Raw genomic sequence first — 21,216 nt, 5'->3', positions numbered from 1 at the left:
CATGGACCGTATTCCGATACTCAAGCTGCAGGACTACCTGCTGGTGACCATACAGGTCGAACTGCATGACCAGTTGGCCGTCACCTTGCAGGACGACCTGACGCAACAGTTGTCGCGGACGCACGCGCGCGGCGTGCTGATCGATATCTCGGCCCTGGAGATCGTCGATTCCTTCATCGGCCGCACGCTGGCCCACATTGCTTCCATGGCACGCATCATGGACGCCAATACGGTCATCGTCGGCATGCGCCCGGCGGTGGCCATCACCCTGATCGAACTGGGCATGTCGCTGAGCGGGATCAAGACCGCCTTGAACGTCGACAAGGGCATGGATCTGTTGCGCCAATCCGATGTCTACGGCTCGGACCTCGCGTGATCACCGAGGCCAGGCAGGCCGTACTTGAACTCCGTACCCAGGATCAACTGAGCCTGGTGCGACGCACCGTTCAGGAATGGGCGACCCAGTTGGGATTCGGGACGCTGGACCGCACCAAATTCATTACCGCGGCCAGTGAAATCGGCCGCAATACGCTGGTGCACGGCCTGGGCGGCCGCATGACCATCACGGAAGTCGTGAACGATGAGGGCGTGCGCGGCCTGCGCCTTTACTTCGAGGATACGGGACCCGGCATCGTCGATCTGGGGCAGGCCCTGACCGATGGTTTTTCCACCGCGAAGAGCATGGGCCTGGGGCTGGGCGGCGCGAAGCGCCTGGTGAGTGAATTCGACGTGCAATCCCAACCGGGTCAAGGTACCCGCGTGAGCCTGACGCAATGGAAACGCCGATAAGCGTCACGGAACAGAGCCAGGTCGCGGAGGCCCGGCGCCAGGCCGTGGCCACCGCGAAGAACAACGGACTATCCGAAACGCTGCAGAACCGCGCCGCGCTGGTCATCACGGAGCTCGCGACCAACCTCGTCAAATACGGCCGCGGCGGCGAAGTGATCGTCCGTCCCTGTCCGACACCCGGCGAGGCCGGCCTGGAGATCCTGGCCCTGGACAAAGGCCCCGGCATCGCGTCGATCGAACAAAGCATGAACGACGGCTATTCCAGCGGCAGCAGCCTGGGCGTCGGCATGGGCTCCATCGCCCGGCTGTCTTCGCATGTGGACATCTACACGTCCCAGGGGACAGGGACCGCGATACTGGCTCGATTGCTCGAGGAAACCGCGCCGGACGCCGCGGCGCCCCCCGCGCGCCGGCGGCCGATCGAAGTCAGCGGGCTGGCCACGGCCAAGGCTGGGCAGGAGTCCTGCGGCGATGCCTGGTCGGCGCGCTGGGCGGACGGTGCCTTCTGGGTCGTCGCGGTGGACGGGCTGGGCCACGGCCCGCAGGCAGCCTATGCCGCCACCCAGGCGGTGGCCGTGTTCCACCAGGCGGACGGCACCGCGACCCCCTACGAAGTCGTGCGCGCGGCGCACAAGGAGCTCAAGCATACGCGCGGCGTGGTGATGGCCGTGGCCGTGGTACGGCCCATGCTGGGGACCATGGAATTCGCCGGCATCGGCAATATCTCGGCGGTGCTCATCCAGGACCATGAACAGCGGCGGCTGCCCTCGATGGACGGCACCGTGGGCTACAGCGTGCGCGCCATACGCGAGCAGTCGTACACGTGGACGCCTTCGTCCGTGCTGGTGCTGGCGAGCGACGGCCTGTCGTCGCGCTGGAATCTGGCGCAGCAGGCTTCGCTGCTGGCGCGCCACCCATCGCTGATCGCCGGCGTCATGCATCGGGATTTCGCCAGGTCGACGGATGACGCGACCGTTGTCGTCGCAAAAGGCTGCCATTCATGAACCATCGAATCTTGAGCACCCGCATCGCCAGCGACCAGGGCCTGGTGGGCGCGCGCGACCGTACGCGTCAGGTTGGCGACGTGTTCGGCCTGGATGACCTGCAGCGCACGCGCCTGGTGACAGCGGTATCGGAGATCGCCCGCAACGCGGTGGACTACGCTCGCGGCGGCCGCATCGATTTTGCCTTCCGTCCGGCCAGCCCGATGGAGCCGCAGGCCATCGTCGTCACCATCGCCGACGATGGACCCGGCATCGCGGAGCTGCCGGCGATACTCGCCGGTACGCACCGGGTCGACGGCAAGGTCCAGGTAGGCATCAGCGGCGCGCAGCGCCTGGTCGATCGCTTCCACATCGAGTCGGCGGCCGGCAAGGGCACGACCGTCACGCTGGAAATGCGCTTGCCCGTGTTGCACCCGGCCATCGAACCGACGGGCCTGGCGAGTCGGATCGAAAAGCTCGCGCGGCGCAAATTGCAGACACCGGTGGAAGAGCTGGAACAGCAGAACCGCGAAATGCTGCTGACCCTGGAGCAACTGCGCTTGCGCCAGGCCGAACTCGAAAGAGCCGACGAACGCAAGGACGAGTTCCTGGCGATGCTGGCGCACGAACTGCGCAATCCGTTGTCGGCGATCGGCACCGCGCTGGAGCTGATGAAGCGCAAGCGCGACGCCAGTCCGGAAGATACGCGCCGCCTGACCGCGCTGGTATCCCGGCAGACCGAGCAGCTGGCCCGCTTGGTCAACGACCTGCTGGACGTTTCGCGGGTGACCCGCGGCAAGATCGAACTCAACCATGAAGCGCTGCCGGTCGGCGAACTGGTGGAACAGGCCCTGGAGATGACGCAGGGCTCCATCAATGCCAAGCGCCATACCGTGGAGTACGTGCCGGCGCCCGCCGACGTCTGGGTGCGCGCCGATCGCGTGCGCTTCCGGCAGATCCTCAGCAATCTGCTGCACAACGCGGCACGCTATACGCCCGAGCGCGGCGTGTTGAAGCTGGAAGTGCGGGCCAGCGACGACCGTGTGCAGATCGTCGTGCGGGACAACGGCATCGGCATCGCCGCCGACATGCTGCCGCGCGTCTTCGACCTGTTTTCGCAGGCCGATACCAGCCTCGGTCGCACGGACGCCGGCCTGGGTATCGGCCTGACCCTGGTGCAGCGCCTGGCGGCCGCCCATGGCGGCATCGTCACCGCCGCCAGCGAAGGGCTGGGGCAGGGCAGTACCTTCATCGTCGACATGCCCCGCCTGGCGCGGCCGGACGCGGCGGTGCTCGCGCCGGCGCCGGCACAGGCGCCCAGCGGCCGCGGCCTGCGCGTGCTGCTGATCGACGACAACGAAGACGCCGTACAGTCGCTGCGCCTCCTGTTGCAGGATGCCGGGCATACCGTGGCCACGGCCGGCAACGGCGAGGCGGGCCTGGCCAGCGCCAAGGCACTGGCGCCGCAGGTGATCGTCATCGATATCGGCCTGCCCGACGTGGACGGGTTCGAAGTGGCCGCCGCGCTGCGACGTTCGCCGACGGCGGCGAACAGCATGCTGGTGGCCCTGTCCGGCTATACCGCAAGCGCGATGATGGAGCGCGGGGCGAAAGCGGGCTTCAACAAATACCTCACCAAGCCGGTGGACGTGGCGGGGCTGGAAGAAGTGTTGCGGACGGTGCCCCGCGACGCCTGAAGCGCCGGGCATGTTCCCGGCGCCGGTGCGTGGTTACCAGAGCAGTTCGCCGCGCGCCGCCCGCCGCCGCTGGCCGGCGTATCGCGCCAGCAGGAAATCCACGAACGCCGTTACCCTGGCCGGAAGATTGCCGCGCTCCGCGTAGAGCACGTGTATGTCAGCCGGTGGCGCCATCCAGCCTTGCAGCAGCGGCGCCAGCCGGCGCGAGCGCAGATAGGGCGCGACTTCCCATTCCGAGCGCAGGACGATGCCGTGGCCCGCGAGCGCCCATTGCAGCACGCTTTCGCCATCGTTCGAACTCAGCGGGCCACGGACCTTGATGGTTTCCGTGCGCTGGCCGGCCTGCAGGTGCCAGGTGCCGTAGGCGGCATCGTTCTCCCGCACGACCAGGCAGGCATGCTGTTGCAGCTCGCGCGGCGATTGCGGCGTGCCATGTGCCTTCAGGTAGGCCGGCGCCGCGCATAGCAGCCGGCGGTTGCCGGCGATACGGCGCGCGGTCAGCCTGGCGTCGGGAATATCGCCGAACCGTATGCCGACGTCATAGCCATGGTCGCGCAAGGGCAGGGGGCGATCCGTCAGGTGGATCTGGACGTCGACGTCGGGATACCGGCGCACGAAATCGGAAACGGCCGGAACGATGTGCTTGCGGCCGAAGCCGAAGGTGGCGTTGACGCGCAGCAGCCCGCGAGGCTGCGCCCGGCTGCCGGCCAGGCGCCGTTCCAGCGCGTCCAGGTCGTCCAGGATGCGCGCGCCTTCGGCCAGGTAGCGTTCGCCTTCTTCCGTCACGCTGACGCGCCGCGTAGTGCGGTTCAGCAGGCGCACGCCCAGGCGCTGTTCCAGCTTGGACAGCCGGGTGCTGACCGCCGCCGGCGTCAGGCCGAGCTCGCGCGCGGTCGCCGACAGGTTGCCGTGGCGCGCCAGCAGGGCGAAGAATGCGAGTTCCGAAATCGCGTCCATTATCAAATTGAATTGAAAGATGCTTCCACTTCAGCTTGATTATAAATGAGCCGCCTGCGCCTAAACTGCCTTGGTTCTTTCATGCCGGAGCCGCGCGATGGCCGCGATGACCCTTTACCAGAAACTGGTCCGGACGCATGAGGTGGCACGCCTGGACGACCAGCATGTGCTGCTTTACGTCGACCTGCACATCATGAACGAATACACCAGTCCGCAGGCCTTCGCGGGCCTGGACGAACGCGCGCTCCCCGTGCGGCGTCCGGGACAGCAGATGGCCGTGGTGGACCACGTGATCCCCACGCATCCGGTGCCGCCCGCGGCGCGCGTGATCGCGGATCCCGCATCCGCGCTGCAGGCGCGCAACCTGAAGCGCAATTGCGTCGCGCACGGCATCGCGCTCTTCGATACGACCGACCCCGGCCAGGGCATCGAGCATGTTGTCGCGCCGGAGCGCGGCATGATCCTGCCGGGCATGACGGTGCTGTGCGGCGACAGCCATACGACGACCTATGGCGCGCTGGGGGCGCTGGGTTTCGGCATCGGCACGTCGGAAGTGGAGCATGTCCTGGCGACGCAGACCCTGGTCTATCGGCTGGCGCGGACCATGCGGGTGCGCGTCGATGGCGTGCTGCCGCCGGGCACGACGGCCAAGGACCTGGTGATACACGTTGTCCATCGCCTGGGCGCGCAGGGCGCGCGCGGTTATGCGGTGGAATTCTGCGGCGAAGCGATCGCGGCATTGAGCGCCGAGGGCCGCATGACCCTGTGCAATATGGCCGTGGAGGCCGGCGCCCGCGCGGCCCTGCTCGCGCCCGACGCGGTCACCCTGGCGTATGTGCGCGACCGCGCCAGGCATCTTTCCGCGCAGGAATGGGACGCGGTGCTGGAAGATAGCCGTGGCTTGCGCACCGACCCCGGCGCCCGTTTCGACGCGGAGCACGTGCTGGATGCCGGCGCCATCGCGCCTTACGTTACCTGGGGCACCAGTCCCGACCAGGCGCTTCCGGTCACCGGCAGCGTGCCCGATCCGGATGGCGCGGACGACGCGCTCGCACGCATGGCGCTGCGCAAGGCCATCGATTACATGGGTCTCGCGCCCGGCGACGCCCTGGACGGATTGCCCGTGGACCGCGTGTTCATCGGTTCATGCACCAACGGGCGGATCGAAGACCTGCGCGCGGTCGCCGGGCTGGTGCGCGGCCGCCGCGTGGCGCACGGTGTGCGTGCGATGGTGGTGCCAGGTTCCGGCGCGGTGCGGCGGCAGGCCGAGGCGGAAGGGATCGCGCGGCAGCTGATCGATGCCGGCTTCGAATGGCGCCAGCCCGGTTGTTCCATGTGCCTGGCCATGAACGACGACGCGCTGGCCCCTGGCGAGCGCTGCGCGTCCACCACCAATCGCAACTTCGAAGGCCGCCAGGGACGCGGCGGCCGCACGCATCTGATGAGTCCCTTGATGGCCGCCGCGGCGGCGCTGGCGGGCTGCATCACCGACGTGCGCACCTTGGGGCAGGAACGCCATGAATAACGCCGGCATGGACATCATCGAAGGCTGCGCCGCGCCGCTGCCCTACAGCAATCTCGATACCGACCAGATCATGCCCAAGCAGTTCCTGCGCGGCATCGACAAGCGGGGGCTGGACAGGGGCTTGCTTTACGACATGCGCTTCGACGAAACCGGCGCGGAAAAGCCCGAGTTCATCCTGAACCGCATGCCCTGGCGGCAGGCGTCCATCCTGGTGGGCGGACCGAACTTCGGTTGCGGGTCCAGCCGCGAGCACGCGGTGTGGGGACTGCTGCAGTACGGCATACGCGCGGTGATCGCGCCAGGCTTCGCGGAGATTTTCTTTTCCAACGCGATGAACAACGGGTTGCTGCTGGTCGCGCTGGACGAGGCGCGCGTGCAGGCCTTGCTGGCGCAGGTGGCCGATCCCGCGCGGGCGCGCCTGCGCATCGACGTGCGGCACGGACGGATCGACGCGGGATCGGGCGGCTTGGCCGATTTCGCGCTGTCGGCGCGCCATCGCGAGATGTTCCTGCACGGGCGTGACATGGTCGGCGCCACGCTGGCGCAACAGGCCGCGATCGACGCCTACGAAGCGCGGCACTGGCGCGCACGGCCCTGGCTGAAGGACAACGCGCGCAAGGCGCTCGCGGCCGATACGGCTGCCGGATCCTAGGCTGGCTCGCACGCAAGGGGCGCGGTAAGCTGCTGCGCGGAAGCTTCGGGAGACATATCCATGGCATCTTTCTTCGACGTACCGGTGCGCCGCTTCGACGTGCAGGGCACGCACATCGCGGCGCGGGTGGCGGGAACAGGCCCGGCCTTGCTGCTGCTGCACGGCCATCCGCAGACCAGCGCGATGTGGCATCTCGTGTGGCCGGCGTTGACCGCGCGCTACACCTGCGTGGCGGCGGACCTGCGCGGTTATGGCGACAGCGGCAAGCCCGACGCCACGTCCGACCACGCCGCGCAGGCCAAGCGCGCCATGGCCGCCGATATGGTGGACGTGATGCGGCAGCTCGGGCATGAACGCTTCAATGTCCTGGCGCACGATCGCGGCGCGCGCGTGGCGCACCGGCTGGCGCTGGATCACGCCGATCGCGTGCGGCGCATGATGCTGCTCGATATCGCGCCCACGCTGGACATGTACGAGAACACCACGCGCGCTTTCGCGCAGGCCTACTACCATTGGTTCTGGCTGATCCAGCCGGCGCCCATGCCGGAAACCATGATCGGGCACGACCCGGTGTTCTACGTGCGTTCCATCATGGGCGGCCGCCCCGGCGGCCTGGCGATATTCGATCCGCGCGCGCTCGCCGAATATGAACGCTGCGCCGCGTCTCCCGGCCTGCCGACGGGTATCTGCGAGGACTATCGGGCATCCGCCACCATCGACCTGGAGCACGACCGCCAGGATCGCGCGGCGGGCCGCCGCGTGCAGTGCCCGTTGCGTGTCCTGTGGGGCGCGCGCGGCGCCGTCGGCCGCAATTTCGACGTGCTGTCGCTATGGCGCAACGTCGCCACCACCGTGGACGGCCATGCCGTCGATGGCGCGCACTATCTGGCTGAAGAGCTGCCGGACGAGATCGGCCGCGAGGCGCTGGACTTCTTCGATCAGGAATCCGAACCGGCGCATCAGCCGACCTGACGTCCCGGGGGGGCCGCCCGTGCCGGTGCTATCCTTGGGCCATGCCCGACCCCGTTCCAGACCTTTGCCCGCCGGCAGCCGCCGGCGCCGACCGTTCCCTTTCCGCCACGGATTCTCCCTGCGTGGCGGTGTGCTCCACCCTGTTCGACGACGTCTGCCGCGGCTGCGGCCGCACCGCCATGGAAGTGGCGAACTGGGTGTTCATGACGGAAGAGGAAAAGCAGGTCGTATGGCAGCGCATCAAGGCGCAGGGGTATCCCCGGCGCTAGCGCGGGCGCCGGCGGCGTCATGACTGTCGCCAGGGTGTCATAAACCCCGTGCCAAATATGGGCTTTCTGGCTACTCCGGCTTGCCGGCCGGTCGAACGTCCATGCTGATCGCACTGGTTACGGATGCCTGGCATCCGCAAGTGAACGGGGTTGTCCGCACCTGGACGACCATGCTGAAAATCCTGCGGAGCTGGGGCCATGAGGTCATCGTCATCAGCCCCGAAGGCAGCCGCACCGTGCCGGCGCCGTCCGAGCCCGAGCTGCGGCTGTGCATCCAGCCGCGCAAGCAACTGAAGCGGCTGCTGGGCAACGTGGTGCCGGATGCCTTGCACATCGCGACCGAAGGTCCCCTGGGCCTGGCCGCGCGCCGCATGGCCTTGCGCCGGGGCTGGCGCTTCACCACGTCCTTCCACACCATGTTTCCGGATTACCTGGAGGCAAGGATGGGCATACCGGCCTGGCTGCCGTGGCGCTTCATGCAATGGTTCCACAAGCCGTCGCAGCGCGTGCTGGTGCCGACGCCGACGGTGCGCGACACGGTGTCGCGCCATGGCCTGAAGAATCTGCAGGTATGGTCGCGCGGGGTGGACGCGGAGCGTTTCCAGCCCGCGACGCGCGCCGATGCGGACGGCATCTACGCCGGCCTGCCGCGGCCGGTCTTCCTGAGCGTGGGCCGCGTGGCGCGCGAGAAGAACCTGGACGCCTTCCTGTCGCTGGACCTGCCCGGCAGCAAGGTGGTGGTCGGCGGCGGACCGGATGAGGAGCGGCTGCACCGCAAGTATCCCGGCGTGCGCTTCACCGGCATGCAGGCCGACGACGTGTTGCCGAACTACTACGCGGCCGCCGATGTCTTCGTGTTCCCCAGCCTGACCGACACCTTCGGCCTGGTCATGCTGGAGGCGATGGCCTGCGGCACGCCGGTGGCGGCCTTCCGCACGGACGCGCCGCTGGCGGTGCTCGAGGAAGGCGTCACCGGTTGTCTGCGCGACGACCTGCGCGACGCCTGCCTGCGGGCGCAGGGGCTGGACCGCGAGCGGGTGCGCCAGCATGCGCTGACCCGTACCTGGGACGCCATCGCCACGGATCTGTTGAACGCGCTGGTTCCGCTGACCCCGGCGACCCGCTACAATATCGCCCACGCCTGAGGAGCGTTGCGACGGGGTGGACGCGGATCGCGATTGCGGTAGATAGCAATCACGATGTCCCCCGCCAGGCTCAGGCACCAGTTCGGCTGTCCACGCAGGGCGTGGCGGCTTGCAACGGCGCTCACCTTTGTCGCATGCGTGGCAGAGGCGGGGCGCGACTATCCTTCATGGTGTGTTCCCGGCCGTAGCGGAAATGATGCTGCCGGCCTGGACCTAGCGCACGTTTCGGCCGCGGTGTGGCGCCGTCCGTTCATACGTGGAGCCAAACCCATGAATACCGTTTCCGAAAAATCCGTTTCCGACTACATCGTCGCCGACATCGGCCTGGCCGGCTGGGGCCGCCGCGAAATCGCCATCGCGGAAACCGAAATGCCGGGCCTGATGGCCACGCGCGAAGAATACGCCGCCGCCCAGCCGCTGAAGGGCGCGCGCATCGCCGGCAGCCTGCACATGACCATCCAGACCGCCGTGCTGATCGAAACGCTGAAGGCGCTGGGCGCGGACGTGCGCTGGGCCTCGTGCAACATCTTCTCGACGCAGGATCACGCCGCGGCCGCCATCGCCGAAGGCGGCACGCCGGTTTTCGCCGTCAAGGGCGAAACCCTGGAGCAGTACTGGGAATACACCCACAAGATCTTCGAATGGCCCAATGGCCAGCACGCCAACATGATCCTGGACGACGGCGGCGATGCCACGCTGCTGCTGCACCTGGGCGCCAAGGCGGAATCGGATATGTCCGTGCTGGGCAAGCCGGGCAGCGAGGAAGAACGCGTGCTGTTCGCCGCCATCAAGGCCACCCTGGCGCGTGACCCCAAGTGGTATTCGACCCGCCTGGCGCAGATCCGCGGCGTGACGGAAGAAACCACCACCGGCGTGCACCGCCTGTACCAGATGTCGCAACGCGGCGAACTGGCCTTCGCCGCCATCAACGTGAACGACTCGGTCACCAAGTCCAAGTTCGACAACCTGTATGGCTGCCGCGAATCGCTGGTGGACGGCATCAAGCGCGCCACCGACGTGATGGTGGCCGGCAAGATCGCCGTGGTGGCCGGCTACGGCGACGTGGGCAAGGGTTGCGCGCAGGCGCTCCAGGCCTTGCGCGCCCAGGTCTGGGTCACGGAAATCGACCCGATCTGCGCCCTGCAGGCCGCCATGGAAGGCTACAAGGTCGTGACCATGGAAGAAGCCGTCGACAAGGCCGACATCTTCGTCACCGCCACCGGCAACTACAACGTCATCACCCGCGATCACATGGATCGCATGAAGGACCAGGCCATCGTCTGCAACATCGGCCACTTCGACAACGAAATCGACGTCGCCTCGCTCGAAGGCTGCCAGTGGGAAGAAATCAAGCCGCAGGTCGACCACGTCATTTTCCCGGACGGCAAGCGCATCATCCTGCTGGCCAAGGGCCGTCTGGTGAACCTGGGCTGCGCCACGGGCCATCCGTCCTTCGTGATGTCGTCGTCCTTCACCAACCAGACCATCGCGCAGATCGAGCTGTACACGCGCAACGACGCCTATGAAAAGGGCCAGGTCTACGTGCTGCCCAAGCAGCTGGACGAAAAGGTTGCCCGCCTGCACTTGAAAAAGCTGGGCGCCAACCTGACCACGCTGCGCGCCGACCAGGCTTCCTACATCGGCGTGCCGGTCAACGGCCCCTTCAAGAGCAATCACTACCGCTATTGATGGTGTAGTCTTGCAAGGGACGGCGATGCTCTGCGCTACCGCCGCCCCTTTCAACGACTCGATGCGGGAGAATCGAACATGCTGAGCCTGATCCTGGTCTGGATCCTTAACGCGGTGGCCTTGCTGGTGGTGGCTTATCTGCTGCCTGGTATTGCGGTGGCCAGCTTCGGATCGGCGTTGATCGCCGCGCTGGTGCTGGGGCTGCTGAACATGCTGGTCAAGCCGGTGCTGGTGCTGCTGACGCTGCCCATTACCCTGGTCACGCTCGGCCTGTTCCTGATCGTCCTTAATGCGCTGTTGTTCTGGTTCGCCGGGTCCATCCTCAAGGGCTTCCAGGTCAACGGCTTCTGGTGGGCGGTGATCGGTGCGATTCTGTACAGCATCATCTCGGGCCTGCTGTCCACTTTGCTCGTCTCATGACCGATACCACGACGCCGGCGTATAGCCTGGAATTCTTTCCTCCACGCGATATCGCCGCGCAGGAACGCCTGCTGCGCGCGGCCAAGCAGATGCTGGCCATCCATCCACGCTACGTCAGCGTGACTTTCGGCGCGGGGGGCTCCACGCGCGAAGGCACGGCCGGCACGGTGCGCACCCTGCGCAACCTGGGCGTGGACGCCGCGCCCCATCTGTCCTGCGTGGGCGCCACGCAGGCCGACCTGCGCGCCATCCTGGCGTCCTATCGCGAAGAAGGCGTGCGGCAGGTCGTGGCCTTGCGCGGCGACCTGCCCTCCGGCATGGGCGGCGACGCCGGCGAATTGAAGTACGCGCGCGACCTGGTCGCCTTCATCCGCAAGGAAACGGGCGACTGGTTCCATATCGAAGTCGCGGCCTATCCCGAAATGCATCCGCAGGCGGACAATCCGTCCCGCGACCTGGATCATTTCGTGGACAAGGTGCGCGCGGGCGCCGACAGCGCCATCACCCAGTATTTCTTCAACCCGGACGCGTATTTCGATTTCGTCGAGCGTGTCGCGGCCAAGGGTGTGTCGGTACCCATCGTGCCGGGCATCATGCCGATCACCAACCATACGCAGCTGGCGCGCTTTTCGCAGATGTGCGGCGCCGAGATTCCGCGCTGGATACGGTTGCGGCTGGCCGAGTTCGGCGACGACAAGGCGTCGATCCGGTCGTTCGGCGTGGACGTGGTGACGGATCTGTGCCGCAAGCTGCTCGACGGCGGCGCTCCTGGTTTGCACTTCTACACCTTGAACAGCGCGGAAGCGCCCATGGCGATCTGGAAAAACCTGACCAGCCAAGCCTGACAGGCGCGTGACGGTGCTGCCCAGGTGGACGATCCAAGCGCGTAGATGCTGGGCACCATTCCTGTGGATGACCGCTACGCCCAACTACTGGCGCGCCGCGTACGAAAACCGCGGCTATGTGGAAAAGGTGCGGGGCAAGCCGCTGCGGCGCACGCAGATCGGCTTTGCCGCCGATTCCGTGTTTGGCCGCACCCAGGATCAATTCCATATCCACGTCACCTGTATACGTCCCGACGTGGCCGCCGCGCTCGCGCGGGACGTCGGCATGCTGAGCGACAGGCGGTGGACCTGGCTGCCGCCGCTGGCGGGTGACCGGCAGGCGTCAATAGACGTCCCGGCGGTAACGGCCGGCGCGCGACAGGGCATGCAGGCCCGCATCGCCGAGGATTTCGCGCAGCGTTTCGTCGACGCCGCGCGCCATGCCGGTCGCGCTGCCGCAGACGTAGAGGGCGGCGCCGGCGGCGACCCAGGCGCGCAGCAGGTCGGCGGCGTCGCGCAAGGCGTGCTGCACCAGGCGGCGGGCCGGCAGGTCGCGCGAGTAGGCGCGGTCCAGCCTTTCCAGGACGCCGGCTTGCCGCCATGCGTCGATATCGCTGCCGTAGGGGCGGTCATGGGCCTCATGCCGCTCGCCGAACAGCAGCCAGTTGCGATGGTGGCCGCGGGCGGCCCGCGCCTTCAGGTGGGCCCGCAGGCCGGCGATGCCGGTGCCGTTGCCGATGAGGATCATGGGGCGGTCGTCCGCCGGGCCGTGGAAATTGGGATTGGGCCGTATGCGCAGTCGCAGCGCGCTGCCGAGGGGCGCATCGAGCGTCAGCCAGCGGCTGCCGGGGCCCAGCCGGCCTTCGGCGTCGCGCCGCTGCCGGACCAGCAGGTGGATGGCGCCGTCGGCGGGCAGCGACGCGATGGAGTAGTCGCGCATGGCTTGCGTACCGGTGTTGCCGGGCAGGGCGATTTCGGCGATGTCGCCGGCCTGCCAGTCGGCGGCGCCGTCTTGCGGCGCCAGCGCGAGGTGAAAGCACGGCGCCCCGCTGCTGCCTTCGTTGACGTGCATGCGTTGAACCAGTCGCCAGGTCGCCAGGGGCGCCGCGACGCCAAAGGGATCGGCATCGGCCGCCCCATCGAGGCGGTCGTTCGGGCGGCCATTCGGGCGGTTATGCGAGCTGCCATCGAGGCCGCTATCAATGCCGGTATCGACGTGGGAATCAGCATCGGCCATGGCCTGGGGCTGCAAGACAGCCAATTGCGTCCGCCAGCGCTGCAACGCCGCCGGATCGCCGCGGTCGACTTCCACGGTCTCGAATAGCGGCGTGGCGCCCGCGGCCCGCAGCCACGCCGACAGGCGGTGGCCGAAGCCGCAGAAATTCCGATAGCCGCGATCGCCCAGCGCGAGGACCGCGTAACGCAGTCCCGGCAGGTCGGCGGCGCGCGCCATGGCCTTGCCGGCGAAATCCGCCGCCGCGTCGGGCGGATCGCCTTCGCCATAGGTGCTGGCGACGAACAGCACGCTGGGCCATGCGGCCAGTCTCTTCGCGTCGACGTGCTCGATGCTGGCGGCGTGCGCGGACAGGCCGCTGGCCCGCAGGACGCGCGCGGTGGCCGACGCCAGGGCCAGCGCCTGGCCGGTCTGGCTGGCGTGCACGACCAGGACCGCGTCGCCGGCGCGCGCGCCGGCGGCCGTGCCGATCGTCATACCGACGGCCGTACCGCGGCCGCGCTGGCGCCGCCACGCCCAGGCGCACAGCAGCAGCCAGGCGATCACGACGACGCACGCCATGCAGAGCCGGACGGTCACGATGCTTCCTCGATGCAGTCCAGGAAGCCTGGCGTCGCCCGCATCCGCAAGCCCTGTGGCTGCCCAGCCCTTGCCCGCACGATGAACAGCGCGGACAGCCCGTGGCGCCGCGCGCATTGCAAACCCGCTTCCAGCCCCAGCACGGTCAGCGCCGTGGCCCATGCGTCGGCCTGCATGCAGCCGGGGTGCAGCACGGTGACCGACGCCACGTCGTTGTCGACCGGCCGTCCATTGCGCGGATCCAGCGTATGCGAATACCGGCGGCGCACGCCCGCGTCGTCCTTGTGCAGGAAGTAGCGCCGGTAGTCGCCCGACGTCGCGATGGACTGCCCGCGCAGGACCACGGCGGCGGCCTGCGCGCCGCTGTCCGGCCACTCCACGGCGACCCGCCATGGCTGGCCGTCGGGACGGTTGCCGCGCGCGCGCAGTTCGCCGCCGACCTCGACCAGATAATCCCGGACGCCCAGGGCGTCCAGCGCCCACGCCGCGCGGTCCACGCCGTAGCCCTTGGCGATGGCGGACAGGTCCAGCTGCACGCCGCCGTCCTGCCAGGCGCGGTCGCCTTCGCGCCGTACGCGGCGCCATCCGCCGCGCTGGCGCGCGGCCTCGATCGCCGGGCCCGAAGGCGGTTCGTAGGCGCGCTGGCGCGGACCGAAGCCCCAGGCCCGCACCAGCGCGCCGATCGCGGGGTCATAGGCGCCATCGGTGGCGTCGGCCACGTGCAGGCCGTAGTCCAGCACCGCGCGGAAGGCGGCCGGCAGCGCGACCCAGCCGGAGGGGGCGCCGTTATAACGGGTGATGTCCGAATCCGGCTCCCAGTGGCTCATCTGCGCCACGACCTCGTCCAGCGCGCCCTGGATGGCCGCGCGCAGCAGGTGCTCGGCCACGCCCACGGGTGCGGCCAGCCGCGCCGACCAGGTCGTGCCCATGCTGGCGCCGGCGAGCGCGCGCGGCAGGCCGCGCACGCCGTCGAACCGGGCGCGGATGGCGCCGCCATGGGGCGCGCCCATGGCATAGGTGGCGCCGGGAACGTGAGGGGCCGCGGGGGCGCCGGGGGAGCCCGACGCGTCGGGAACCCCAGGAATCCCAGGGACGCCGGAGGCGCAAGGATTGCCGGCCACGTTATTGCGCCAACACCTCGAAGGTGCCGGAGTAGGCCAGGCGCCGCTTGGTGGCGCGCGGCACCGTGGTCTTGTCGTCTTCCGTGGCGGCCTCCAGCCAGTACATGCCGGGGCGCGGCCACTGCACCTGGAAGCGTCCATCCGCGCCCGTGGTCAGCTTGATTTCCTCGACCTTGTCGCGATAGCGGCTGCCGCCGGGCACGATGTTCACTTCCATGCCGGCGGCGGGCTTGCCGTCCACGTTCAGCTGGAAGGTCGCGGCTTCGCCCGCATACAGGTCGTTCGGGTGCGTCACCGGCACCACCTCCAGTCCCTTGCCCACCGGCTTGACGGCGCTGGGCTTGCCGGCGGTGACGAAGGTTTCGACGCGGCCCATGCTCTGCTGGATGACCAGCTCCCGCGCGTTCGCCGGCACGGCGCGCAGCCCGTCGGGCTTGCCGAAGTAGCGCTGCGGCTTGCCGTCCTCGTCTTTCCAGCGGGCGAAGACGCCGTCGTTGACGACGGCCACGCGATACGTGCCTTGCAGCTTCAACTGCAGGTCGAAGCTGCTGCGCAGCTTGCCGCGGAATACGTTCTCGGCCTGCGCCGCCGTGCCGTCGGGCGCGACGATATCCAGGCCGTCCAGGCGCAGCGGCGCATGGTCGAAGTAGAACTTGTCATTGCCGACGGCGCCGTCCACGGTGATCCAGTTCTGGTCGCCGGACAGGACGGTGGAAGAGGGCAGGATCCACATATCGTGGGCCTGCGAGAGGGCGGGCAGGCTCAACGCCAGGATGGCGGCCAGGCGGCGGAAACGCTTCATTGTCGGGGCTCCGGTTGTGCAAGGGTCAGGGGGCGATATCGACGGCGATGGCGCCCAGTTCGTGCTGGCCGCGCGCGGCCAGCCGCTGCGGCGCCTGGGCCGGCCATTCGAAGGGCACGCGCACCAGCTCGCGTCCGCCGACTTCGCGGGCGGCCTCGACGACCACCGCGTACTTACCGGGTTTCAGCGCCGCGAGCGCGGGCGAGCGGCCGTCCAGGCGGACGGCGTGCGTGCCCACGGGCTTCGTCGCGCCGCTGACGCCGTCGATGGGAAATTGCTGCGTGCGGCCGCTGCGGCGCCACCACTGCCGCAGGTCCTTCAGCCACTGTTCGCCTTCATGGTTGCGCTTGGCCACGTCATACCAGACGGCCAGGTCCGCGGCCGCGCTCTGGTCGGCGTTTTCGATCCAGATCGCCACATAGGGGCGGTGGTATTCGGCCACGTCCAGGCGCGGAATCTCGACGCTGACATTCAGGTCGGCGCCGTGCGCGACGCGGGTGATCGTGCCGGCCAGGAAGGCGGTGACTAGCAGTTTGCGCATACGTTCTCTTCGCGGGGGTCAATGGATGAACAGCAAGGCCAGCACGCAGGGAATGGCGAGCCCCAGGCCGACCATCGGCCAGGTCGCCAGGCGCCGGCCGGCGTGCATGACCAGCAGGAACAGGCCGGTCAGGGAAAAGACCAGACAGGCCACGGCGAACAGGTCGATGAACCAGCTCCAGGCCCTGCCCGTGTTGCGGCCCTTGTGCAGGTCGTTGAAGTAGGCGATCCAGCCGCGGTCGGTCACTTCGTGCTCGACGGCGCCGCTGGCCAGGTCCAGGGATACCCAGGCGTCGCCGCCGGCGCGCGGCAGCGACAGGTAGATCTCGTCAGCGGACCATTCGGCCGCCTTGCCGCGGGCGTCGATGCGCAGGGCGTCGTCGAGCCAGCGCACGGCATCCGGCGGCAGGGGGTGGCGCGCGCCGCGATGGGACGGCGCTTCGGTTTCCAGCGCGGCGCGCAGCGGGTCCGGCAGGCGGGCGCGGAAGGTGGAGACGTCGGGCTTCGCCTCGATCAGGCCGGCATTGTTCAGGGTCAGGCCGGTGGCGGCGAACAGCAGCATGCCGACCAGGCACAGCGCGGCGCTGATCCAGTGCCACTGGTGCAAGGTCTTGAGCCAATAGGAACGCCGGGCGGGATTGTTCATGTGCGAGCCGACTGAAGGTCGCACATTGTACTAAATGAGAATCAAACTCACTTGCCGAAACCGGCGGCCGCGCGTTCAGAAATATTTCAGCTGGTTTCAGCCGGCCTGGGACGGCTCCTTGCCTTCGGCCAGCGCCTGCACGGGGGCGACGTCGGTGGGCTCGGCGCTGCCGGGCAGCACGCGTACGGGTTGGTGGATGCGCCCGGCGGGGACCAGGCTTTCCGGCGACGCGGGGTTGCTCCAGACCGGATCGTCGATTTCCGCGAAGACCTGGCGCAGCTTTTCGCCCCAGCTGCCGCGGATCATGCGGAAATAGGCATTGTTTTCGTCGATATTGGCGAAGCGCGTCACCCGCAGCGATCCGGTTTCATACACCAGCAGGTCCAGCGGCAAACCGACCGAGATATTCGAACGCAGCGTCGAATCCATGGAGATCAGCGCGCACTTGGCCGCTTCATCCAGCGTCGTGCCGGGTTCGAGCACGCGGTCGAGGATGGGCTTGCCGTACTTGGATTCGCCGATCTGGAAATAGGGGCATTCGGCGTGGGCTTCGATGAAGTTGCCGGCCGAATAGAGTTGGAACAGGCGGCAGCGTTCGGTGCCGATCTGGCCGCCGAAGATCAGGTTGACGTTGAACTCCACGCCCTGGTCGTGCAGCGCTTCGGCGTCGCGACGATGTACTTCGCGGATGGCTTCGCCGACGATGCGCGTGGCTTCGAACATATTGGGCGCGTTCCAGATGGAATCCGGATCGGCGCTGTCATGCATGGCCAGCATGTTCATCACCGACTGGCTGATCGCCAGGTTGCCCGACGTCAGCAGCACCATGACGCGCTCGCCGGGGCGTTCGAAGACGTTGAGTTTGCGGAACACACTGATCTGATCCACGCCCGCATTGGTGCGTGAATCCGCCAGGAAAACCAGGCCCGTGTGCAATCGGGCCGCGACACAGTAAGTCATGGACGTGGGATGAGGGGCAACCTGGGCATTTTAGTGAACCAGGCGAAAAATGACAGGGCGGCCGCCAAGGCCGCGTCGGTACGTCGCAACATCGGCCGCGCCACGCCGCTACTGCTGAGCGGACTGGACCTGCACGTTCACCACCATCGACTCGGTGCCGCCGCCGTGGCGTACGCCGCGCACCGGACTGGCCGCGTCGTAGTCGCGCGCCACCGCCAGCCGGCAATGGCAATCCGACGCGAATTGCCGGTTGGTGATGTCCACGCTGCACCAGCCGCCGCCCGGCAGCCAGATATCGGCCCAGGCGTGGCTGGCGGCGTGGTCGTTGACCGTATACAGGTAACCGCTGACATAGCGCGCCGGCACCCCCAGCGCCCGCGCGCAGGCCAGGAACAGATGCGCATGGTCCTGGCATACCCCGTGGCCCAACGCCAGCACCTGGGCGGCCGCCGTGGTCACGTCGGTGATGCCTGGCTCATAGGCCACGTGGTCGGAGATCGCCTGCGCCAGCTTGAGCGCGTCGCCCGGCTCGCGCAGGCCGTTCGGCAGCACGCGCGCGCAGAAGGCGGCGATGGTGCTGTCCGGCATGGTCAGCGACGTGGGCACCCGATAGGCGTCCACCGGCAGGCGGTTTTCCTCGCTCTTGAGCAGGCCGTCGGTCAGCGGATCGATCTCGACCTGGCCGGTCACCAGCAGGTCGATTTCGTTGTGCTGGCGGTTCAGGGTCAGGGTATGCGTGGTGTTGCCATAGGCATCCACCTGCTCCGCCAGTTCGCCGGGGGCGTAGATGTGCCAGCGCAGCGAACGCTGGTGGTCTTCGCCGCGCGGCGTCAGGCGCAGCGTCTGGATGCTGTAGCTCACCGGCGCGGTGTAGCGGTACTGCGTAACGTGTTTGATGAAGTGTCTCATGCCCTTGGTCCCGTGGCGCCCGATGTCCCTGTCCGCTAAGCCGAAAGCGGCAGCAGGAAGTCGTGGCTGATGCGGTTGCCCAGATCGTTCACGCGGTCCAGGAAGCGTTCCAGATAGCCATGCAGGCCGCTCGCCATGATGTCTTCCACCTTGCCGTAGCGCAGTTCCGAACACAGCATGCCGGCGCGCCGCTCCGTTTCGGCGGAGCGGTCGTTCGAGATCAACGCCAGGTTGTCGGTCACCGCCTGCACCGAACTGAGCAGCGAGCGCGGCATGTCGCCGTGCAGGATCAGCAATTCGGCCACGCGGTCCGGCGTCACGACATCCCGGTATACCTTGCGGTAGACCTCCAGCCCCGATACCGAACCGAGGATGGCCGCCCAGCGATAGAACTCGTCGCGCACCGCCGCGCCGCGCTGCGCGTCGGCACGCATGCCTTCGGCGGCGTCGTCGTATTCATGGAACTTGACGTCCAGCATGCGCGCGGTGTTGTCGGCGCGTTCCAGGTGCATGCCCAGGCGCATGAAGTACAGGGCTTCGTCCTCCAGCATCGTGCCCACGGCGACGCCGCGCGACACGTGGGAGCGGAACTTGACCCATTCGAAGAACTCGCCCGGGTTGCGTTCCGGCAGCTCGGCGCGCAGGTGGCGCAGCAGTTCCAGCCAGGTGGTGTTGTACGTTTCCCAGAGTTCCGTCGTCAGGCTGCCGCGCACGGCGCGGGCGTTTTCACGGGCGGCACGCAGGCAGGCATAGATGGAAGACGGGTTGTCCGGATCGCGCACCATGAAGCGCAGCACGTCGCGCGGCGAACCTTCGGGGTAGCGGTGGTCGAACAGGGTCTGCAGCTCGGAAATGCGCATCAGGGCGCGCCACGAGCGCTCGCGCGCCGCAGGGTCCTGCGGCAGCAGGGACATCTGCAGGCTGACGTCCAGCATGCGGGCCATGTTCTCGGCGCGCTCCATGTAGCGGCACATCCAGAACAGGCTATCGGCGGTGCGGCTGAGCATGGTCATTCCTCCAGCACCCAGGTGTCCTTGGTGCCGCCGCCCTGGCTGCTGTTGACCACCAGGGATCCTTCCGTCAGCGCCACGCGGCACAGGCCGCCCGGCACGGTGTGGATTTCCTTGCCGCACAGCACGTAGGGGCGCAGGTCGACGTGGCGCGGCGCGACGCCGCTTTCCACATAGGTGGGCACGGTGGACAAGGCCAGGGTCGGTTGCGCGATATAGGCGGCGGGGTTGGCGCGCACGCGTTCGCGGAAGGCATCCACCTGCGCCCGCGTCGACGCCGGGCCGACCAGCATGCCGTAGCCCCCGGCGCCGTGGACTTCCTTGACCACCAGCTCGTGCATGTTCGCCAGCACGTGCGACAGCTCGTCGGGCCGCGCGCAGCGCCAGGTCGGCACGTTCTGCAGGATGGGCTCTTCGCCCAGATAGAAGCGGATCATGTCCGGCACGTAGAGATAGGTCGACTTGTCGTCGGCGATGCCTGTGCCGATGGCATTGGCCAGCGTGATGCGGCCGGCCCGGTACACCGACAGCAGCCCCGGCACGCCCAGCGCCGAATCGGCGCGGAACGACAGCGGATCCAGGAAGTCGTCGTCCACGCGCCGGTAGATCACATCGACGCGGCGGGGGCCGCGGGTGGTGCGCATGTAGACGGTGTTGTGGTCGACAAACAGGTCGCGGCCTTCGACCAGCTCGACGCCCATCTGCTGGGCCAGGAAGGCATGCTCGAAATACGCCGAGTTGTACATGCCCGGCGTCAGCACGACCACGGTGGGATCGTCGTTGCCGCGCGGCGCGACCTCGCGCAGGTTGTCCAGCAGCAGATCGGGATAGTGGGCCACCGGGCCCACCTTCAGGCGGCTGAAGGCATCGGGCAGGAGCCGCATCGACATCTTGCGGTTCTCCAGCATGTACGACACGCCGGAGGGCACCCGCAGGTTGTCTTCCAGCACGTAGAAGGCGCCCGCGCCCGCGCGCACGACGTCCACGCCGGCGATGTGGCAGTAGATGTTCTCGGCGACGTCGACGTCCTGCATCTCCGGCCGGTATTGCGAGTTCAGGAAGACCTGTTCCGCCGGCACGATGCCCGCGCGCACGATGTCGTGGCCGTGGTAGATGTCGTGGATGAACATGTTCAGCGCGCGCACGCGCTGCTTCAGCCCGGCATCCAGTTCGCGCCATTCGTCGGCGGGAATGATGCGGGGAATCAGGTCGAAGGGAATCAGCCTTTCGGTGCCGGCGTCGTCGCCGGCCACGGAAAACGTGATGCCGACGCGGCGGAAGTTGAAGTCGGCTTCCAGCCGCCGCGCGGCCATGACCTCATCGGTCTGCGTGGCAAGCCACTGTTGCAGGGCGCTGTAGTGCTGGCGCACCCCGCCCTGGCTGTCGTACATCTCGTCGTAGGCGCGGACTGGGCCGGACGGCTGGTCCATGATTGCGCTCCTCCCGGTCGGGGGCGGCGTCTTCGCCTTATACCCGGGCGATAGACGGGGACG

The 21,216-nt window shown here is 68.0% G+C and carries 22 protein-coding genes, 1 pseudogene and 1 riboswitch; of the genes and pseudogenes, 13 read left to right on the top strand and 10 right to left on the bottom strand.

The annotated features are described in order from the left end of the window. Nucleotide 1 precedes the first annotated feature (1 nt). From CAL26_RS25625 to CAL26_RS25610, 4 genes are read left to right on the top strand one after another with little or no spacing between them, the layout of a single operon-like run. Complete coding sequence (locus tag CAL26_RS25625; protein WP_094849445.1) at nucleotides 2–376, top strand: STAS domain-containing protein; 375 nt, start codon at nucleotides 2–4, stop codon at nucleotides 374–376. Beyond that, on the top strand, nucleotides 373–789 hold the full coding sequence (locus CAL26_RS25620) for an anti-sigma regulatory factor (protein WP_373454507.1): 417 nt from the start codon (nucleotides 373–375) through the stop codon (nucleotides 787–789). The genes CAL26_RS25625 and CAL26_RS25620 overlap by 4 nt, the downstream gene beginning before the upstream one ends. Continuing rightward, nucleotides 774–1,793 (top strand): ATP-binding SpoIIE family protein phosphatase, encoded by a 1,020-nt coding sequence (locus tag CAL26_RS25615; RefSeq protein ID WP_094849444.1) that lies wholly within the window; start codon nucleotides 774–776, stop codon nucleotides 1,791–1,793. The genes CAL26_RS25620 and CAL26_RS25615 overlap by 16 nt, the downstream gene beginning before the upstream one ends. Continuing rightward, nucleotides 1,790–3,469 (top strand): ATP-binding protein, encoded by a 1,680-nt coding sequence (locus tag CAL26_RS25610; protein WP_094849443.1) that lies wholly within the window; start codon nucleotides 1,790–1,792, stop codon nucleotides 3,467–3,469. Before CAL26_RS25615 ends, CAL26_RS25610 begins: the two co-directional genes overlap by 4 nt. A 33-nt stretch (nucleotides 3,470–3,502) precedes the next feature. Here CAL26_RS25610 and CAL26_RS25605 read toward each other — a convergent pair whose 3' ends face one another. Next, entirely contained in the window at nucleotides 3,503–4,426 is a 924-nt protein-coding gene (locus CAL26_RS25605; RefSeq protein ID WP_094849442.1) for a LysR family transcriptional regulator, read from the bottom strand. A gap of 97 nt (nucleotides 4,427–4,523) precedes the next feature. Here CAL26_RS25605 and leuC point away from each other — a divergent pair, with 97 nt between their 5' ends. The 9 genes and pseudogenes from leuC to CAL26_RS28875 form a co-directional block, all read left to right on the top strand. Further along, nucleotides 4,524–5,951, top strand: a complete 1,428-nt coding sequence (gene leuC / locus CAL26_RS25600) for a 3-isopropylmalate dehydratase large subunit (protein WP_094849441.1) — start codon at nucleotides 4,524–4,526, stop codon at nucleotides 5,949–5,951. After that, nucleotides 5,944–6,603, top strand: a complete 660-nt coding sequence (gene leuD, locus CAL26_RS25595; RefSeq protein ID WP_256988585.1) for a 3-isopropylmalate dehydratase small subunit — start codon at nucleotides 5,944–5,946, stop codon at nucleotides 6,601–6,603. The genes leuC and leuD overlap by 8 nt, the downstream gene beginning before the upstream one ends. 60 nt (nucleotides 6,604–6,663) lie before the next feature. Continuing rightward, nucleotides 6,664–7,575: an alpha/beta fold hydrolase gene (locus CAL26_RS25590; protein ID WP_094849440.1), complete on the top strand. Its 912-nt coding sequence runs from the start codon at nucleotides 6,664–6,666 to the stop codon at nucleotides 7,573–7,575. Between the two features lie 41 nt (nucleotides 7,576–7,616). Further along, nucleotides 7,617–7,844, top strand: coding sequence for a DUF1289 domain-containing protein (locus CAL26_RS25585; protein WP_094849439.1), 228 nt, complete (start codon nucleotides 7,617–7,619; stop codon nucleotides 7,842–7,844). 101 nt (nucleotides 7,845–7,945) lie between these two features. After that, the gene (locus CAL26_RS25580; RefSeq protein ID WP_094849438.1) at nucleotides 7,946–8,989 is read left to right on the top strand and encodes a glycosyltransferase family 4 protein; all 1,044 of its coding nucleotides are present in this window, start codon (nucleotides 7,946–7,948) and stop codon (nucleotides 8,987–8,989) included. Next, a riboswitch (S-adenosyl-L-homocysteine riboswitch) is annotated at nucleotides 8,982–9,119 on the top strand. It overlaps the preceding gene by 8 nt. 140 nt (nucleotides 9,120–9,259) lie before the next feature. Then, complete coding sequence (gene ahcY / locus CAL26_RS25575; protein WP_094849437.1) at nucleotides 9,260–10,678, top strand: adenosylhomocysteinase; 1,419 nt, start codon at nucleotides 9,260–9,262, stop codon at nucleotides 10,676–10,678. An 81-nt stretch (nucleotides 10,679–10,759) separates the two neighbouring features. Then, nucleotides 10,760–11,098 (top strand): phage holin family protein, encoded by a 339-nt coding sequence (locus CAL26_RS25570; RefSeq protein WP_086068135.1) that lies wholly within the window; start codon nucleotides 10,760–10,762, stop codon nucleotides 11,096–11,098. After that, entirely contained in the window at nucleotides 11,095–11,943 is an 849-nt protein-coding gene (metF, locus tag CAL26_RS25565) for a methylenetetrahydrofolate reductase [NAD(P)H] (RefSeq protein WP_094849436.1), read from the top strand. Before CAL26_RS25570 ends, metF begins: the two co-directional genes overlap by 4 nt. A gap of 67 nt (nucleotides 11,944–12,010) precedes the next feature. Then, a pseudogene (locus tag CAL26_RS28875) lies at nucleotides 12,011–12,244 on the top strand (CDP-diacylglycerol diphosphatase); the annotation flags it as partial. A 21-nt stretch (nucleotides 12,245–12,265) separates the two neighbouring features. Here CAL26_RS28875 and CAL26_RS25555 read toward each other — a convergent pair. The 9 genes from CAL26_RS25555 to CAL26_RS25515 form a co-directional block, all read right to left on the bottom strand. Beyond that, nucleotides 12,266–13,735 (bottom strand): sulfite reductase subunit alpha, encoded by a 1,470-nt coding sequence (locus CAL26_RS25555; protein WP_179283339.1) that lies wholly within the window; start codon nucleotides 13,733–13,735, stop codon nucleotides 12,266–12,268. After that, a complete protein-coding gene (locus CAL26_RS25550) occupies nucleotides 13,732–14,745 on the bottom strand; it encodes an FAD:protein FMN transferase (RefSeq protein ID WP_218831575.1) in 1,014 nt (337 codons plus the stop codon). Before CAL26_RS25550 ends, CAL26_RS25555 begins: the two co-directional genes overlap by 4 nt. A gap of 112 nt (nucleotides 14,746–14,857) precedes the next feature. Further along, nucleotides 14,858–15,658, bottom strand: coding sequence for a DUF4198 domain-containing protein (locus CAL26_RS25545; RefSeq protein WP_094849435.1), 801 nt, complete (start codon nucleotides 15,656–15,658; stop codon nucleotides 14,858–14,860). 25 nt (nucleotides 15,659–15,683) lie between these two features. Continuing rightward, nucleotides 15,684–16,199 (bottom strand): DUF2271 domain-containing protein, encoded by a 516-nt coding sequence (locus tag CAL26_RS25540; protein WP_094849434.1) that lies wholly within the window; start codon nucleotides 16,197–16,199, stop codon nucleotides 15,684–15,686. 18 nt (nucleotides 16,200–16,217) lie between these two features. After that, nucleotides 16,218–16,844 (bottom strand): PepSY-associated TM helix domain-containing protein, encoded by a 627-nt coding sequence (locus CAL26_RS25535; RefSeq protein WP_094849433.1) that lies wholly within the window; start codon nucleotides 16,842–16,844, stop codon nucleotides 16,218–16,220. Nucleotides 16,845–16,940: 96 nt separating this feature from the next. Then, entirely contained in the window at nucleotides 16,941–17,804 is an 864-nt protein-coding gene (locus tag CAL26_RS25530; protein ID WP_094849432.1) for a proteasome-type protease, read from the bottom strand. 108 nt (nucleotides 17,805–17,912) lie between these two features. Next, nucleotides 17,913–18,713, bottom strand: coding sequence for a transglutaminase family protein (locus tag CAL26_RS25525; protein ID WP_094849431.1), 801 nt, complete (start codon nucleotides 18,711–18,713; stop codon nucleotides 17,913–17,915). A gap of 35 nt (nucleotides 18,714–18,748) precedes the next feature. Next, the gene (locus tag CAL26_RS25520) at nucleotides 18,749–19,720 is read right to left on the bottom strand and encodes an alpha-E domain-containing protein (RefSeq protein WP_094849430.1); all 972 of its coding nucleotides are present in this window, start codon (nucleotides 19,718–19,720) and stop codon (nucleotides 18,749–18,751) included. Nucleotides 19,721–19,722: 2 nt separating this feature from the next. Then, on the bottom strand, nucleotides 19,723–21,114 hold the full coding sequence (locus tag CAL26_RS25515) for a circularly permuted type 2 ATP-grasp protein (RefSeq protein WP_179283529.1): 1,392 nt from the start codon (nucleotides 21,112–21,114) through the stop codon (nucleotides 19,723–19,725). Nucleotides 21,115–21,216 lie beyond the last annotated feature (102 nt).

Source organism: Bordetella genomosp. 9 (genome assembly GCF_002261425.1).
Classification (GTDB): Bacteria; Pseudomonadota; Gammaproteobacteria; order Burkholderiales; family Burkholderiaceae_B; genus Bordetella_C.
This window is presented reverse-complemented; position numbering and strand designations above follow the sequence as displayed.